Origin of the sequence: Nonomuraea angiospora (genome assembly GCF_014873145.1) — a bacterium.
In the GTDB taxonomy this organism is placed as follows: Bacteria; Actinomycetota; Actinomycetes; order Streptosporangiales; family Streptosporangiaceae; genus Nonomuraea; species Nonomuraea angiospora.
Window position 1 is genome coordinate 12,203,357 of sequence record NZ_JADBEK010000001.1, and the last position, 14,930, is coordinate 12,218,286.

Sequence of the window (14,930 nt, forward strand, 5' to 3'; positions counted from 1 at the left end):
ACGGTCCCCGCACCGGGCCTCGCGCCGGGTTCCGAGCCGGTCCCCGCGGCGGGCTGTGCCGCCGCGGGGGGCCGTGCCGCGCGTCCTGCCGTCACTGGCCGGCGAACGGCCGCAGCTCCAGCCGCCCGTACCGGGCCATCGGGTGCGCCCGCGCCACCTCGATCGCCTCGTCGAGATGGGCGCACTCGAGGATGTCGTAGCCCACGATCACCTCCCGGGTCTCGGCGAACGGCCCGTCGGAGACCAGCAGCTCGCCGTTGCGGACGCGGACCGTCGTGGCGGCCGACACCGGCCCCAGCTCGTTGCCGTCCAGCCGCCGGCCGCGGCCGTCGTTGTCGGCCACCCACTTCTCGATGTCCTCGCTGCCGGTCGAGTCCGTGTCCGGTTCGGCGTCGGTGCAGACGAACATCATGTACTTCATCGATCGCTCCTTGCGTGTCGTGCTGTCACCAGCATGACGAACGGGCTCCCCGGATCCGGACACCCCCCGGAGCATCTCTCTCAATCCGGACTCTCTACCCAAAGCCGACCCTAAACCCGGTAACCACCTCCATATCGCCAACGCTGGATCAATGAAAACTTGCGCGACAACAAGGGATCCAAGCCCCTAACGTTCTCGATTTCCGTGAGGCGCGCGGCTACGCTCAAGGCTTCGTTGGGCCATTGTTCGCGTATTCCGTAGGAAAAGACTTGCTACGGAAATATGGGGCAGCAAATGGCCCGAAGAGAGACTATTGGCTTTTTGGAGGGATTAGATCGACTATTTTCAAGGTCGATCCGGTCAAACTAGTTTATTTCCGGAGAAGTAGTGGCTGTTAGCGTTGGGGGCCATCGCTGGGTCAGGCGGTGGGGAGGACAGCAGAGGTCGAGGCTCTGGAAGGCCGTCCAACCACTGAGCCTGGTCTGCGTCGATCTGATGTGCATGGCGTTCGCCGCGGCCAACGCCGGCCAGAGCGTGCCGCGCATCGCGCTGGCGGGACTCCTGGTCGTCGCGGTCGGCGGCCTCGGTCACGTGTACGCGCCGCGCGTCCTGCCCTCCAGCCTGGACCGTGGCTTCTGGCTCGCCGGGGCGGGACTCGTGGGCGCGCTCACGGCCTTCCGGGAGACGACGTCGCTCATCGTGGTCGTCCTGATCGCGCTGCTGTTCACCTTTCTCGCCGTGTGCGGCAGGAGCGTCCTGTACTTCCTGATCCGCCGGGCACGCCGGCGCGGCAGGGCCGTGCCCGCCCTGGTGGTCGGCGCGGGGGCGCACGGTCAGCGGCTGGCGCGCAACCTGCTCGCCTACCCCGAGTACGGCCTGCTCCCGCTGGGCTTCCTGGACGAGACGCCCGGCGAGGACCCGTGCGTCCCGGTGCTCGGCGGGCCCGGCGACCTCGTCCGCGTCGTCCAGGCCCACGGGGTGCGCGCCGTGGTCATCGCCGGGCAGGGCCAGCAGTCGATCGCGAGAACGGCGAGGTCGCTCGGCTGCGACGTCTACCTCGCGCCCGACCTGGGCGAGCTCATCATCGACTTCGTGACGCTGCGCGAGCACGTACGCAGCTTCCCGCTCGTGCGGATGCGCCCCGAGGCGCAGCGCGGCCTCGCCTGGCCGCTGAAGCGGGCCATGGACGTCGCCGTCGCGCTGACCGGCCTCGTCGTCAGCGCGCCGATCCTCGCGCTCTGCGCACTGCTGATCCGGATGGAGACCGGCCCCGGGGTGCTGTTCCGGCAGCGGCGCGTGGGCTACCGGGACCAGCCGCTCGAACTGATCAAGCTCAGGACGCTGAGGCCCGCGGACGCGCGCGAGTCCGAGACCCTGTGGAGCATCGCCCACGACAGCCGGATCGGGCCGGTGGGCCGGCTGCTGCGCAAGGCCTCCTTCGACGAGCTTCCCCAGCTCTGGAACGTTCTCAGGGGAGACATGAGCATCGTCGGCCCGCGGCCCGAACGCCCGCACTTCGTCAAGAAGTTCTCCCGGACGGTCCCGGGCTACGGCCTGCGCCACCGGATGCCGGTCGGCATCACCGGCTGGGCCCAGATCCACGGGCTGCGCGGTGACACCTCGATCGAGGATCGCGTCCGGTTCGACAACCACTACATCGACGGATGGACGCTGCGGACGGATCTCAAGATCATGCTGCAGACGGTCTGGTCCCTGCTCCGGCCGGGCGGGGGCTAGGCATGCGCGCCCTCTGCCGGCGGCCCAGCCTGGCGGCCGCCGCCACCGTGCTCCTGACCTGCCTGCCGGCGGGCCGCCAGGACCTGTCCTCCGGCGTCCAGGTCACGGCCGCCGACCTGGCCTCGCTCCTGCTGGTCGCCATCGCGGCGACCGTCGCGCTGGCGAGCCGCCTGCCACGCCCGCTGCCCGCCCGCGCCTGGGAGTACGCGCACGCCGTGCTGCCTGCGCATGCCGTGCTGCCCGCCCGCGCTCTGGCGTCCGCCCGTGCCGTGCCGGCCGCCTTCGCCGTGGTGCCCGCGCGTGCCTTGGTGCTCGCGCCGGTCGCGGGCGCGGCCGGGATCGCGATGCTGGCCTCTCCCGACGTCCTGGCGAGCCTGCCGGGCTACGTCCGGTATCTCCAGGTGTTCGTGCTGGTCCCGCTGGCCGTCCTGGTGACGGTCCGGGACCGTGCCGACACCCTGATCGTGGGCGGGGCCCTGGTCGGGGCGGCCGCCCTGCAGGGCCTGGTCGGCTGCGTCCAGGCGGTCACCGGCACCGGCGCGTCGTACGCGGGGGAACGGGTACGGGCCGTCGGCACCTTCGGCGCGCTCGACGTCATGGGCATGGCCGGCGTGGTCAGCTACGGCACGCTCCTCCTGCTGGCGGCCGGCCTGGCCTGGCGGGGCGGTCGCCGGGCCGCCGCGCTCGGCGGCGCCGCCCTGCTCTGCGTCCCGCTCGCCCTGTCGCTCAGCCGCGGCGCCTGGCTCGCCCTGCTGGGCGCGTCGCTGGTCGTGCTCTTCGTGCACAGCCGGGCGCTGGCGGCCAGGGTGATCCTGCTCGGCGCCGCGGCGGCGGCCGTGCTGGCCCTCGGCCCGGGCGCGGGCTCGGACCCGGACCTGCTGGGGCGGCGGCTGTCCTCCATCACCTCCGCCGTCTCCCAGCCCGACCAGTCGGTGAGCGACCGCTACAGCCTGTGGCTCACCGCCACGAGGATCTGGCTGGACCACCCGCTGACCGGGGCCGGGCCGCGCATGTTCGCGGAGCTGCGCGACGCCTACGCGCCGATCGAGCTGTCCTCCGGCAGCGACACCGACGACCCGGTGAACGGCTTCCAGCGCCGGCCGCTGCTCTCCCCGCACAACATGTACCTGCTGACGCTCAGCGAGCAGGGCCTGCTCGGGCTGGCCGCGCTGGGCGCGTGCCTGGGGTCCATGGCCTGGTGGGCCGTGCGGGCGGGCGTGCCGGCCGCGGCCGGGCTGCTGGCCTGGCAGGGCATCGACTTCCTCTACGGCGACGTCGGCGGACCCTCGACCGTGGTCACGTCCGTCGTCCTGGGGCTGGTCCTGTCGCTCGTCGCCCGGCCCTCGGCGACAGGCTGGGCGGGCGGGGCCCCGGTCGCGCTGGGCGGGGCACGATGACCTCGTCCACCTCGCGGGCCACCTCGCCCATGGCACGGGCCGTCGGCGTCACCGTCCTGCTGACCGGGCTGGGCTCGCTGCTCGGCTTCGTCCGCGACCTGCTGCTGGGCCGCTTCTTCGGCGCCGACGCCGGCACCGACGCGTTCCTCGTCGCCTGGACGATCCCGGAGACCGCCGCGCCCCTGCTGATCGAGGGGGCGATGGCGTTCGTGCTGGTCCCGCTGTTCAGCCGGGCCATGGAGGCGGGCGAGGACCTGAGGGCCCTGGTGTCGTCGACGCTGCCGTACCTGTGTCTCGGGCTGCTGGTGCTGACCGTGCTGGCCGTCGCGGGCGCGCCGTGGCTGGTCGGCGTGCTCGCCCCGGGCATCCGGCGGGCCGACCTCGCCGTGGACTGCATGCGGGTGGCGTCGGTGACGATCCTGACGTTCGGGCTGGCCGGGTACCTGAGCGCGGCGTTGCGGGCGCACCAGTCGTTCGCGCCGCCGGCCGCCATCTACGTGGCCTACAACCTGGGGATCGTCACCTGCGTGTGGGCCCTGCGGGACCAGGGCGCCTACGCGGCGGCGGTCGGGGTGGCCGCGGGCGGGGCGGGCATGGTGCTGGCCCAGGTCCCGGCGTTCGTGCGGCGCTTCGGGGCGCCCCTGCGGCCCGCGCGCCGCGTGGCGCTGCCGATGAGCGCCTTCCTGCCGATCGCGGTCTTCACCCTCGCCCGGCAGAGCCAGGTCTTCGTCGAGAGGTTCGTCGGCTCGAAGCTGGCCGAAGGGTCCATCTCGCACCTCAACTACGCGCAGAAGATCGCCCAGGTGCCGATGGTCCTGTCGCTGATCGTGGCGACCGTGAGCTTCCCGCAGCTCGCCCGCGCCCTCGCCGCGGGCGAGACCGAGCGGGCGCGGCGCAGGCTCGGCGACGACCTGATCAGCGCCTCGGCGATCGTGCTGCTCGCCACCGCGGTGCTGCTCGTCTGCGCTCCGGACGTCGTGGCCGTCCTGCTGCAGTACGGCGCGTTCACCGAGGCCGACACCGCCGCCACCGCGCGGATCATGCGGGTGTACGCGCTGGGGCTGCTCGGCCAGGCCGTGGTCGGGGTCGTCTGCCGGGTCTACTTCTGCGGCGCCCGCGCGTCCTGGTACCCGGCCCTCGCGATGGGCGCGGGGCTGGCCGCGACGGTCGTGCTGGCCCGCCCGGAGTGGGGCGTGACGGGGATCGCCGCCGCCAACGCGGCCGGGATCACGCTGACCGCCGCGCTGCTGCTCGCGGGGCTGCGGCGGCAGGCCCTCGCCCTGCCCCTCCACGCGGCGCTGGGCCCGTTCGGCGACCTGCTGCCGGCCGCCGCGGCCGCCACCGGAGCGGGCTGGGGCACGCGGACGCTGCTGGCGGACCTGCCGCCGCCGATCGCCCTGGCTTCGACCGGAGCCGCGATCGCCGTCACCTTCTACGCCGTCGCGGCCCTCTCGGGGGCCACGGCAGCGCTCATCGACACCACCAAGATCACCCACTTGATCAGGATGCGAGGTCGCTCATGACCGCGATGCCGCTGGTGCTCATGTACCACTCCGTGGACAAATACGACAGCGACCCGCTTCACGTCACGGTCTCGCCCGACCGCTTCGCCCGGCAGATGCGCTGGCTCGCCCGGCGCGGCCTGTCCGGGGTCTCGATGCTCGAGCTCACGCGCGCCCGCAGCACGCGCGGCCTGGTCGGGCTCACCTTCGACGACGGGTACGGCGACTTCCTCAGCGAGGTCGTGCCCGTCCTGCGCAGGTACGGCTTCACCGCCACGGTCTTCGTGGTCACCGGCCTGATCGGCGAGCACAACGCCTGGGACGCCGGCTCGCCGCGCAAGCGGCTCATGGACTCCGAGGGCCTGCGCTGGGCCGCGCGGCAGGGCATGGAGATCGGCTCGCACTCGGCCGGGCACTACTCGCTGTCCGGGCTGCGCGACGACGAGCTCCACCAGGAGGTGGCCGGCAGCAAGGCGACGCTGGAGGACCTCCTGGGCCGCCAGGTGAACGGGTTCTGTTACCCGTACGGGCACGTCAACGCCCGCGAGCTGGCCGCTGTCCGCGAGGCGGGCTACTCCTACGCCTGCGCCATCTGGAAGTCCGAGCTCACCGGCACGTACGCGCTGCCGCGCACGTACGTGGGCGAGCGGGACGGCGCGCTGCGGCTGCACGCCAAGCGGGCGCGGCACCGGGTCCGGTGGGGCTGGTGAAGGTCCTGCACGTCATCACCGGCCTGGCGGCGGGCGGCGCGGAGCAGCAGCTGCGGTCCCTGCTGCCGCACGTGCGGGCCCGGTGCGAGGTGGCGGTGCTCACCGGGCACGGGGTGGTCGCGGACGCCATCGAGCGTTCCGGCGTGCCCGTCCACCACGTCGGCATGCGCGGCAACAGGGACCTGCGCGCCGTCGGGCGGCTGGCCCGGCTCATGCGCCGGCGCCGCTACGACGTGGTGCACACCCATCTGTACCGCGCCTGCGTGTACGGCAGGCTGGCGGCGCGGCTGGCGAACGTCCCGGCGATCGTGGCGACCGAGCACTCGATCGGGCGCGAGCACGTCGAGGGGCGCCGCCTGACCCGCTCGATCAGGGCCCTCTACCTGGCCAGCGAGCTGCTCGGGCACCTCACCGTGGCCGTCTCGCCGACCGTGGCCGACCGGCTGTCGAGATGGGGCGTCCCCCGCTCGCGCATCGTGGTGGTCCCGAACGGCGTCGACGGCGCCGCGTTCGGCTTCGACGCCGCCCTGCGCCGGCGCACCCGGGAGCGGCTCGGCCTGCCCGAGAGCGCGTTCGTGATCGGCGGCGTCGGCCGCCTGGAGCCGAGCAAGCGCTTCGACATCCTGATCAGGGCGCTGCCGCCGCTCGAACACGCCGTCCTGCTCCTGGTCGGCTCCGGCTCCTGCGAGCCCCGGCTGCGGGAGCTGGCCCGCGAGGCCGGGGCCGAGCACAGGGTGATCTTCGCGGGGGAGTCGCCCGACGTGGGGGCCCTGATGTCGGCGATGGACGTGCTGGCCGCGCCCTCGGCCGAGGAGACGTTCGGCGTGGCCGTCGTCGAGGCGCTCGCGTCCGGCCTGCCCGTCCTGTACGACGCCTGCCCGGCAGTCGAGGACCTGCCGCCCGGCTCGGCCCCGGGGGCGCGGCGCGTCGAGCCGCACCGGCTCGCCGAGGAGCTGTCCGGCCTCGCCGCCCGCCCGCCCCTCAGACTGCCACCGCCCGATGCCGTCCGGCTCTACGACGTCCGCCGCCAGGCGGACCAGTTGGAGCGGCTCTACCTGCGCCTGCTGGGCGCCGAACCCACCGAGGAGTGAGGATGACTTGGACCTGGGTCCGCATCACGGGCCTGCTCGTGCGATGGTGGCTTCCGCTGTCCCTGGCGGTCGGGGCGCTCGGCGGGACCGCCTACGCGCTGGCCCGCGACGCCGTCTACGCCGCCGAGGCCTACGTCGTGGTGGCCGGCGGCGACCCGGCTCAGGCGGCCGGGTTCGCCGCCGCCTACGCCCGGATCTCCAGTCATCCCGGGTTCCTCGCGGGCGCCGCGGACGAGCCGGACAGCCTGCGGGCGGCGGCCTCGCCCGACGCCCCGCTGGTGCGGCTCACCTCCGTGGCGACCGGCGCGCGGGAGGCCGCCGACCGCGTCAACCGGGCGGCCGCCGCGCTGATCGCCTACGCCAACGCCCATGCCGCCGACACCCGCGTACGGCTGGTCCCCTTCGCCTCGGCGGCGCCTCCGCTGCGCCCCGCGTCCCCTCTGCCGCTGCTCAGCGTGGCCATCGGCGCCTGCGGGGCGGCCCTGGCGGCCGGCCTCGTCCGGCTGGCCGCGCCGCAGGCCCGCTCTCAGGCGCGGCCGGAACCGGCGGCGCTGACCGGAGCGCCGGCGTGAGGGCCGCCCGGCCGGGGACCTCGCGCGCGGGGCTCACGCTGCGGGTCGTCAGGGAGGGCGCGGAGCTGGCCGCGCTGTCGGCGGAATGGGCGGATCTGTACGCGCGCAGCTCGGCCGCCACGCCGTTCCAGTCCTACGGCTGGCTCAGCTCCTGGTGGCGGGTCTACGGGACCCCGGGGCGGCTGCGGCTGTTCCTGGCGCACCGGGACGGACGCCTGGTCGCCGCCGCCCCGCTCAGGCTGGAACACCGGCTCGGCTGCCGGGTGCTGACGCCCGTCGGGGGAGCGCAGTCCGACTTCACGGACATCGTGGTGGACGACGCCGAGGGCGACGCGGGCCTGCGCGACCTGCGCGCCGGGCTGCTGGCCCAGCCGGGCTGGGACGTCATCGACCTGCCCGAGGCGCGGCCCGGCGCGGCGATCCGCCGCCTGGCGGAGATCTGGGACGGCAGAGCCTGGACCCTGCCCGCCTCCACCTGCCTCCAACTGCCCGGACAACCCATCGAGCAGGTCCTCGCCGGGCTCCAAGGCCGCCGGGCCCAGCATGTGCGGGCCGCGCTGCGCAAGCTCGACGCGCTGAACGTGTCGGTGACCGCGGTCGAGGCGGACCGGGTCAGGGCGGCGACGGCCGAGCTGCTGCGGTTGCACACCATGCAGTGGAAGAGCCGGGCGATCAACGCCCAGCACACGCAGCCGCGCTTCCTGGACCACCTGGCCGGGGCCGCGCAGGCGCTGGTGACGGAGGACCACGGGGCGCTGTGGGAGTACCGGGTGGACGGGCGGCTGCTGGCCTGCGACTTCTCGGTGATCGGCAAGGACTTCGTGGGCGGCTACCTGTACGGGGTCCACCCGGACCTGCGGGCCCGGGTGGACCTGGTCACGATGCTGCTGCGTACCAACCTGGAGCTGACGCACCGGCTGGGCAAGCCGGTGCTCAGCATGCTGCGCGGCGCCGAGCCGCACAAGGCCAGGTGGGAGGCCGAGGCGGTGGTCAACCGGCGGGTGATGCTCGGGCGCGGCTCCCGCGCGGCCGCCTACGCCGCGCTGGCGGGCGTGCGCAGGGCGGGCAAGGAGCTGCTGAAGAGGCGCTGCCCGCGCCTGGTGGCGAAGGTCTCGGCATGGCGGTGAGACCGGGGGTCCTGCATGTCACGCAGCCGGTGGACGGCGGCGTGGGGGCGTACGTGGCCATGGCCGCCGCCGACCAGGCACGCCGGGGCTGGCGGGTCGCGGTCGCCTGCCCCCCGCCCGATGTGCAGGCCGGACCGCTGGCCGGCGAGCTGGACCGGCTGGGCGTGCCCCGGCTGGACTGGACGGCCGGCCGCGCGCCCGGGCTCGGCGACGTCGCCCAGGCGGCGCGGCTGCGGCGGATCGTGCGCGAGTTCCGCCCCGACGCGGTGCACCTGCACTCGTCCAAGGCGGGGCTGGCGGGCAGGGCCGCGCTCAGGGGCCGGGTGCCCACGCTCTTCCAGCCGCACGGCTGGTCCTGGCTGGCCGCCCGGGGCGGCGTCGCCGCCGCGGCGCTGACCTGGGAACGGCTGGCCGCGCGCTGGGCCGACCGGGTGATCTGCGTGGGCGAGGGCGAAGCGGCGCTGGCCAGACGGTACGGCGTGCCCGGCGACCTCGTCGTGGTGCGCAACGGCGTGGACCTGCGCCGCTTCACGCCCGCGGGGCCGCGGGAACGGGCCGAGGCGCGCGCCCGCCACGGCATCGCCGAGGACACGCCGCTGGCGGTCTGCGTGGGGCGGGTCACCCGCCAGAAGGGCCAGGACCTGCTGCTGTCGGCCTGGCGGCGCGTCGCCGCGCGCGACGGGCGGGCCCGGCTGGCCATCGTCGGCGACGGCCCGCTGCTGAGCACGCTGCGGTCGCGGGCCGTGCCCGGCGTTCACTTCGCCGGCGGCGTGACCGACGTCCGGCCCTGGTACGCCGCCGCCGACGTGGTGGTGCTGCCCTCGCGCTGGGAAGGTCTGCCGCTCACCGCGCTGGAGGCGCTGGCCACGGGCAGGCCCGTGGTCGCGTGCGCGGTGCCCGGCCTCACCGAGGTGGTGGCCGGGGAAGTCGGCGCGCTCGTTCAGCCGGAGGACGGCGCGGGACTGGCCGAGGCGCTGCTGGTCAGGCTCGGGCAGCCCGCGCTGGCCGGCGCCGAGGGGGCGGCCGCCGCCGCGCTGGCGGCCGGGTTCGGCGTGGAGGGCGCGCTGGACGGGCTCGCCGCGCACACGCTGGGCGTGCTGGCCAGGGAGGCGCGCTCCAGCAGCCGCCTGCGGAAGGCCTCCGACGAGCCCGGGTTCGACGAACACTGCCAGACGCCGTGGGGACAGTAATCGGAGATCGAGTGATAGACGACGTTGTGAGTACTGATCCAGTCGAGCATCCCCTCGACGTAGGCGGGGCGGTCGCCGTTGCGGAACAGCCCCCACTCGGGGAACGAGATGGGCTTGCCGTGCTGCGCGGCGAAGTCGGCGTGCGCCCGCAGGCCGTACGGCTGGTCGACGTAGTCGGCGAACTCGTGCCCGGGCCCCTGGTCGTAGCTGTCCATGCCGATGATGTCGACCACGTCGTCACCCGGGTAGCAGTCCGTCCAGGGGACCGCGTCGCTCCCGCGGCTGGGGGCGAAGTCGAAGCGGAAGCGCTGGCCGGGCGTCTCGCGCATGGTCTGCACGATGCGCCGCCAGTACTGCTTCCACGCCTCCGGGTCGGGTCCGCACCTGCTGGAGTAGGTGGTGCCGTTCATCTCCCAGCCGAGCACGATGATCGTGTCGGCGGCGCCGGAGGAGACCAGCTTCCCGGCGAGCTTCCTGAAGCGGCCGTCGTGGGCGCCGTGCGCCCCCTTGGCCAGCTTTCGCGCCACGGCGCGGTCGGACATCCCGGACTCGTTCGGGGTGACCATCGGCACGTTCAGCGCCAGGACGCGGCCCGGCTGTGCGGCCCGCCAGCGTGTCCAGGTGTCGAGGATCTCGGAGTCGCCCCCCTCGAGGGACTTCCAGCGTTCGCCGGGGAGGTAGGTGCGCCCGACCGTCACCTTGAGCCCCAGCCACGCCTCGAAGCCCGGCAGGAGGTCGGGACCGCGTTTGTCGGAGGCGAGGAAGACGCCCAGCGCCGCGGGGCCGGCGGAGGGGGCGGGCACGGGCGTGCCCAGGCTGACCGATGCCACGGCCACACCCGTGATTATCGCGAGCGAAAAGTGCAGATATTTCTTTCCTGCCACGATCGCACATCCCCGATTCTCGCCTCTCCTTCCTTCTCCATACCCCACGTTTCGGCAATCCGGATATCCGACTCGCGATTTGCCTGATTTATAGCTTTTCGCGAAGGAGAAGGAACATGCTCGATTGCACCGTCCCGGCGCTTGTGCTGCGACTGGACCCCAATAACTTTCATCATGGGACCCTCGGCGCCATCCGCTCCCTCGGCAGGGCCGGCGTGGAGGTGCACGGGCTGCTCGGGGACACGGACTCGCCCACCTCCCGCTCCAAGTACCTGGCGCGCGGGCACGCGTGGCCGCGCGGCGGGGGCATGGGGGACGTCGTGCGGACGCTCACGCAGGTCGCCCAGAGCATCGGCCGCCCGGCCGTCCTGCTGGCGCTGGACGACGCGGGCGCCATCGCCGTCGCGGAGCACGCGGCCGAGCTGCGCCCGTACTACCTCCTTCCCGACCAGGTGCCCGGACTGCCGCGCGCCCTCGCCGACAAGCGCCTGCTGGCGCAGCTGTGTTCCGCGTTCGGGGTCGTCCAGCCGGAGACCCGGCTGATCACCGGCGAACGCGACGCCGCGGCGGCCGTCACCGACTTCGGGCTGCCGCTGGTCGCCAAGTGGGCCCAGCCGTGGCTCCTGCCCGCCGGCGTCGGACTGCGCAACACCAGCCTGGTGCGCCGGGCCGGCCAGGTGCCCCGGCTGCTCCAGTACGTGGAGGGGCGCGACCTGCTGTTCCAGCGCTTCGTGCCCGGTGGGCCGCACTCGGACTGGTTCTTCCACGGCTACTTCGACGAGAACTCCCGCTGCCTGTACGGCGGAGCGGGACGCAAGGAGCGCGCCCATCCCAAGGGCGCCGGGCTCACCACCTACGGGCGATGGCTGCCCAACCCCGTCGTCGAGGGCACGGCCCGCGAGCTGGCGGAGCGGCTGGGCTACCGCGGCGTGCTGGACATCGACTTCCGCCACGACGCCGGCAGGGACGCCTACCACCTGCTGGACTTCAACCCCCGGCTCGGCGCCCAGTTCCGGCTCTTCAGCGACAGCAGCGGACTGGACCTGGTGCGGGCCGCCCACCTGCACCTGTCCGGCCGGCGCACGGCCCTGGGGCGGGCCGGACACGGCCGGACCTACGTGGTGGAGAACTACGACCTCCTCACCGCGGGCCCGAAGAGCCTGCGCGCCCTGTGGTCGGCGGACGAACTGGCCTGGCTGTCCGCCGACGATCCCCGGCCCTTCGTGGCCATGGCCAGGCATGCGATGAAACGCGGATTCACCCGGCTGGCCCGGCAGCGGGCCTAGCACGGCGAATGGAGGAGAACATGGCTACCTCGGTCATCGACGTGGCGATCGTGGGCGCCGGACCGTACGGGCTGTCCGTGGCGGCGCACGCCCTGCACGCCGGGCTGGACGCGCGGGTGTACGGCGAGCCGATGCGGGCGTGGGAGCGCCACATGCCCAGAGGCATGCTGCTGAAGTCCGAGCCGGACGCGTCCCATCTCGGCGACCCGGATCGCAGGCACGGCCTCGACGCCTTCCACCGCTACTCCTACGGGGAGCCGGTGCCGGTGGAGAGGTTCGTCGCCTACGGCAGGTGGTTCCGGGGGCGGGCGGTCGGCCGGGCGCTGGAGGAGACGGAGGTGACGGCCGTCGGCGTCGAGGGCAGGCTGTTCGCGCTCTCCCTGTCGTCGGGGGCGTCCGTGCTGGCCAGGACGGTCGTGCTGGCCCTCGGATTCCTGCCGTTCGCCCACCGGCCCCGCGCCCTGGCGGCCCTGCCGCCCGAGGCGGCCACGCACAGCTCCGACCACCACGACCTGAGCGGGTTCGCGGGCCGGGACGTGACCGTGCTCGGGGCCGGGCAGTCGGCGCTGGAGACCGCGACGCTGCTGGCCGAGGCCGGGGCGGCCGTCCGGCTCGTCGCCCGGACCGATGCCCTGGCCTGGAACGACGTGCCCGTCGAGCGGCGCCCGCTCATGTCGCGCGTGCTGGCGCCCCGCTCCCCGCTCGGGAGCGGCTGGCCGTCCGTGGCCTGGTCGCGGATGCCGTACGCGGTCCGGCACCTGCCGAGGGCGGCCCGCGCCCACATCGTGCGCAACACCCTCGGGCCGGCCGGGTCCTGGTGGCTGAAGGAGCGCTTCGACGGCGCCGTGCAGGTGACCCTGGGGACGCGGCTGGCGGCCTCCGAGTACCGCGACGGGGTCCGGCTGCGGCTGCGGGACCCCGCGGGAGCGGTCACCACGCTGGAGACCGAGCACGTCATCGCGGCGACCGGCTACCGGGTGGACGTGGCCAGGATCGGGATCCTGCACGAGGACCTGCGGCGCGCGGTGGCGGCGCCCGGTCCGGCGCCGCGGCTCGGTCCCGCCTTCGAGACGTCCGTCGCGGGGCTGCACCTGGTCGGGCTCGCGGCGGCGGCGACGTTCGGACCGGCCATGCGGTTCGTGTGCGGCTGCGACTTCGCCGCCCGCCGCGTGACCAGGGGCCTCGTGCGCCGACTTCGGGGAGCCCGGGCGTGAACCCGCGTAGAGCCGCGATGGTTCTTCACGCGGTGCTGCCCTGCGTGGTCACGCTGTTCGCCGGCGTCCCGGGGGCCGTCGCCGGGGACGCGCCGTCGTCCTTCACCAACTCGCCGGCGACGGCCTCGGGGCGGACGCCGTCCGGCGTGAGGGTGACCGTGCGCAAGACCATGATCGGGCAGACCCGCGTGGCCTCCGCCCAGGTGCTGACCCCGAGCACGTGGGCGCCCGCCGACGAATACCTCGTCCCGGCCAACGCCAAGATGACGGCGGGATTCATGGACCTCTACGAGGACTTCGCGGCCCGGCCCGGCGGCTGGAGCGGCGTGGCCATGCTGACGTTCACGTTCTCCCGGCCGGTACGCGACCCGCACCTGCACGTGTTCGGCACGGGCGGCCTGTCGCGCGACCCCAGGCGCGGCCGCGACGACTACTGGCCCGCCATCGACCTGGTCGGCGGCACCCCGGCCACGCCCACCTTCTCCGCGGCGGCCGGCTTCCCCGGCTACCGGGTCACGTCGGACTCGATCGAGCCGGAAGCGGTCCGTCCCGTCAGGTCCACCACCTGCGGGGTCGTCTACACCTGCGGCACGGCCAAGGTGAACGGCACCGTGACCGCGTTCACGATCCGCCTGAGCGCCCGTGACGTGCGCTACGGGCTCGGGGGCCCAGGCTGTGGGCCGCGTTCAAGCTCACGCTGGCCGAGGACGACTCCGACGCGCCCGCCTCGTACGGAGCCGCCTCCCACGCGATCACCGACTCCTTCCTGGGAGCCTCCGTGACCGCCGACCATCTGAACGTGGTGAGCACGGCGCCCCGCAGGGTGAGCGCCGACGAGGACGACGCCGTGACCGGCTCCCCGGCGGAGATCACCGTCCGGGACCTGGCCGGCACGCTGACGGTGCCCGTACGGGCCGGGTCGCCCGCGTACCTCACCGGCTGGATCGACGCCGACGGCGACGGCCGCTTCGGCACGGACGAGCGGGCCACCGCGAAGGTCGACAAGGACGCCACCACCGCCGAGCTGCGCTGGAGTCTGCCGAAGACACTGCCCACCGGCCCCACCTGGATGCGGCTGCGCCTGGCCGCCGAGGCGACGGCCCTGCCCACGGGATGGGCCGACAGCGGCGAGGTCGAGGACCACCCGATCCGGCTCGTCCGCCCGGCGGACGCCGTGAGCTGAGGCGGGTCAGAGCGAGAGCGCGGGCTCCATGACCTCGGAGGGGCACAGCCGGCCGATCACCGCGCGCACCTGGGCGCGCAGGGCGGGGTCCGTGAGGTGGCCGTCCTCGTCGAAGTGCGGGCAGGCCGGGGAGATCACCAGCTCGGCCCCCATCACGACGGCGCCCGCCGCCTGAAGGTGCTTGTACAGCTCCGCCTGCGCCCACATCGCGCCGCACGCCCGCGCGCTCGCGCTCATCACCGCCACGTGCTTGCCCGACAGCCGGTCGCCCGCCGACATCCAGTCCAGCGCGTACGTCAGCTCCTCCGGCAGCAGGCTGTGCTCGGGGGCGGTCAGCAGCACCGCGTCGGACGCGGCGACCAGCCCGATGAGCTCGCGCGCCACGACCGGCACCGGGCCAGGCGCGTACGGCGGGATCTCGCCCAGCCCCGGCCACACCGCGAAGTCGACGCCCGCGGGCAGCTCGCCACCCGCCGCGTCCAGCAATTTGTTGATAAACGACCCCGCGTGCAGACTGGCGGCGATCCCGATGATTTTCACCCTCTGCTCCCGAGCGGTTCCGAAGTTTCCAGAAACCTGCCCGATGCCTCGGATGTCCAAGACCAGCGCCGGGTCA

At 74.1% G+C, this 14,930-nt stretch carries 14 protein-coding genes and 1 pseudogene; 12 read left to right on the forward strand and 3 right to left on the reverse strand.

Going from position 1 to position 14,930, the window contains the following annotated elements; all coding sequences use genetic code 11:
* Window positions 1–91: 91 nt before the first annotated feature.
* Window positions 92–421, reverse strand: a complete 330-nt coding sequence (locus tag H4W80_RS56005; protein ID WP_185073265.1) for a YciI family protein — start codon at window positions 419–421, stop codon at window positions 92–94.
* Window positions 422–922: 501 nt separating this feature from the next.
* On the opposite strand from H4W80_RS56005, the gene H4W80_RS56010 reads away from it, so the two are divergent.
* The 8 genes from H4W80_RS56010 to H4W80_RS56045 are packed head-to-tail and all read left to right on the forward strand — an operon-like array spanning window position 923 to window position 9,747.
* The gene (locus H4W80_RS56010; RefSeq protein ID WP_192792482.1) at window positions 923–2,158 is read left to right on the forward strand and encodes a sugar transferase; all 1,236 of its coding nucleotides are present in this window, start codon (window positions 923–925) and stop codon (window positions 2,156–2,158) included.
* A 2-nt stretch (window positions 2,159–2,160) separates the two neighbouring features.
* The gene (locus H4W80_RS56015; protein WP_192792483.1) at window positions 2,161–3,555 is read left to right on the forward strand and encodes an O-antigen ligase family protein; all 1,395 of its coding nucleotides are present in this window, start codon (window positions 2,161–2,163) and stop codon (window positions 3,553–3,555) included.
* Window positions 3,552–5,078 (forward strand): lipid II flippase MurJ, encoded by a 1,527-nt coding sequence (locus H4W80_RS56020; RefSeq protein ID WP_192792484.1) that lies wholly within the window; start codon window positions 3,552–3,554, stop codon window positions 5,076–5,078. Before H4W80_RS56015 ends, H4W80_RS56020 begins: the two co-directional genes overlap by 4 nt.
* Window positions 5,075–5,767 carry a polysaccharide deacetylase family protein gene (locus H4W80_RS56025; RefSeq protein ID WP_225964232.1) on the forward strand — a complete coding sequence of 231 codons (693 nt, stop codon included), beginning with the start codon at window positions 5,075–5,077 and terminating at the stop codon, window positions 5,765–5,767. The genes H4W80_RS56020 and H4W80_RS56025 overlap by 4 nt, the downstream gene beginning before the upstream one ends.
* Window positions 5,764–6,858, forward strand: a complete 1,095-nt coding sequence (locus tag H4W80_RS56030) for a glycosyltransferase (RefSeq protein WP_192792485.1) — start codon at window positions 5,764–5,766, stop codon at window positions 6,856–6,858. The genes H4W80_RS56025 and H4W80_RS56030 overlap by 4 nt, the downstream gene beginning before the upstream one ends.
* Window positions 6,859–6,860: 2 nt before the next feature.
* Window positions 6,861–7,430: a hypothetical protein gene (locus H4W80_RS56035; RefSeq protein ID WP_192792486.1), complete on the forward strand. Its 570-nt coding sequence runs from the start codon at window positions 6,861–6,863 to the stop codon at window positions 7,428–7,430.
* On the forward strand, window positions 7,427–8,557 hold the full coding sequence (locus H4W80_RS56040) for a GNAT family N-acetyltransferase (RefSeq protein ID WP_192792487.1): 1,131 nt from the start codon (window positions 7,427–7,429) through the stop codon (window positions 8,555–8,557). The genes H4W80_RS56035 and H4W80_RS56040 overlap by 4 nt, the downstream gene beginning before the upstream one ends.
* The gene (locus tag H4W80_RS56045) at window positions 8,548–9,747 is read left to right on the forward strand and encodes a glycosyltransferase (RefSeq protein ID WP_192792488.1); all 1,200 of its coding nucleotides are present in this window, start codon (window positions 8,548–8,550) and stop codon (window positions 9,745–9,747) included. The genes H4W80_RS56040 and H4W80_RS56045 overlap by 10 nt, the downstream gene beginning before the upstream one ends.
* A 209-nt stretch (window positions 9,748–9,956) precedes the next feature.
* On the opposite strand, the pseudogene H4W80_RS64205 reads toward H4W80_RS56045, so the two are convergent.
* Window positions 9,957–10,313, reverse strand: a pseudogene (locus tag H4W80_RS64205) (glycosyl hydrolase); the annotation flags it as partial.
* Window positions 10,314–10,747: 434 nt separating this feature from the next.
* On the opposite strand from H4W80_RS64205, the gene H4W80_RS56055 reads away from it, so the two are divergent.
* The 4 genes from H4W80_RS56055 to H4W80_RS56070 are packed head-to-tail and all read left to right on the forward strand — an operon-like array spanning window position 10,748 to window position 14,314.
* Window positions 10,748–11,917 carry a carboxylate--amine ligase gene (locus H4W80_RS56055; RefSeq protein ID WP_192792489.1) on the forward strand — a complete coding sequence of 390 codons (1,170 nt, stop codon included), beginning with the start codon at window positions 10,748–10,750 and terminating at the stop codon, window positions 11,915–11,917.
* A gap of 20 nt (window positions 11,918–11,937) precedes the next feature.
* On the forward strand, window positions 11,938–13,131 hold the full coding sequence (locus H4W80_RS56060; RefSeq protein ID WP_225964233.1) for an NAD(P)-binding domain-containing protein: 1,194 nt from the start codon (window positions 11,938–11,940) through the stop codon (window positions 13,129–13,131).
* A complete protein-coding gene (locus H4W80_RS56065) occupies window positions 13,128–13,913 on the forward strand; it encodes a hypothetical protein (RefSeq protein ID WP_225964234.1) in 786 nt (261 codons plus the stop codon). Before H4W80_RS56060 ends, H4W80_RS56065 begins: the two co-directional genes overlap by 4 nt.
* Complete coding sequence (locus H4W80_RS56070) at window positions 13,910–14,314, forward strand: GEVED domain-containing protein (RefSeq protein ID WP_192792491.1); 405 nt, start codon at window positions 13,910–13,912, stop codon at window positions 14,312–14,314. The genes H4W80_RS56065 and H4W80_RS56070 overlap by 4 nt, the downstream gene beginning before the upstream one ends.
* 6 nt (window positions 14,315–14,320) lie before the next feature.
* Here H4W80_RS56070 and H4W80_RS56075 read toward each other — a convergent pair whose 3' ends face one another.
* A complete protein-coding gene (locus H4W80_RS56075) occupies window positions 14,321–14,854 on the reverse strand; it encodes an NADPH-dependent FMN reductase (protein ID WP_192792492.1) in 534 nt (177 codons plus the stop codon).
* Between the last annotated feature and the right edge of the window lie 76 nt (window positions 14,855–14,930).

Coding starts and splice junctions, on each gene's coding strand:
- H4W80_RS56005 (WP_185073265.1), bottom strand. CDS start 421: ATGAAGTACATGATGTTCGTCTGCACCGACGCCGAACCGGACACGGAC.
- H4W80_RS56010 (WP_192792482.1), top strand. CDS start 923: ATGGCGTTCGCCGCGGCCAACGCCGGCCAGAGCGTGCCGCGCATCGCG.
- H4W80_RS56015 (WP_192792483.1), top strand. CDS start 2,161: ATGCGCGCCCTCTGCCGGCGGCCCAGCCTGGCGGCCGCCGCCACCGTG.
- H4W80_RS56020 (WP_192792484.1), top strand. CDS start 3,552: ATGACCTCGTCCACCTCGCGGGCCACCTCGCCCATGGCACGGGCCGTC.
- H4W80_RS56025 (WP_225964232.1), top strand. CDS start 5,075: ATGACCGCGATGCCGCTGGTGCTCATGTACCACTCCGTGGACAAATAC.
- H4W80_RS56035 (WP_192792486.1), top strand. CDS start 6,861: ATGACTTGGACCTGGGTCCGCATCACGGGCCTGCTCGTGCGATGGTGG.
- H4W80_RS56045 (WP_192792488.1), top strand. CDS start 8,548: ATGGCGGTGAGACCGGGGGTCCTGCATGTCACGCAGCCGGTGGACGGC.
- H4W80_RS56055 (WP_192792489.1), top strand. CDS start 10,748: ATGCTCGATTGCACCGTCCCGGCGCTTGTGCTGCGACTGGACCCCAAT.
- H4W80_RS56060 (WP_225964233.1), top strand. CDS start 11,938: ATGGCTACCTCGGTCATCGACGTGGCGATCGTGGGCGCCGGACCGTAC.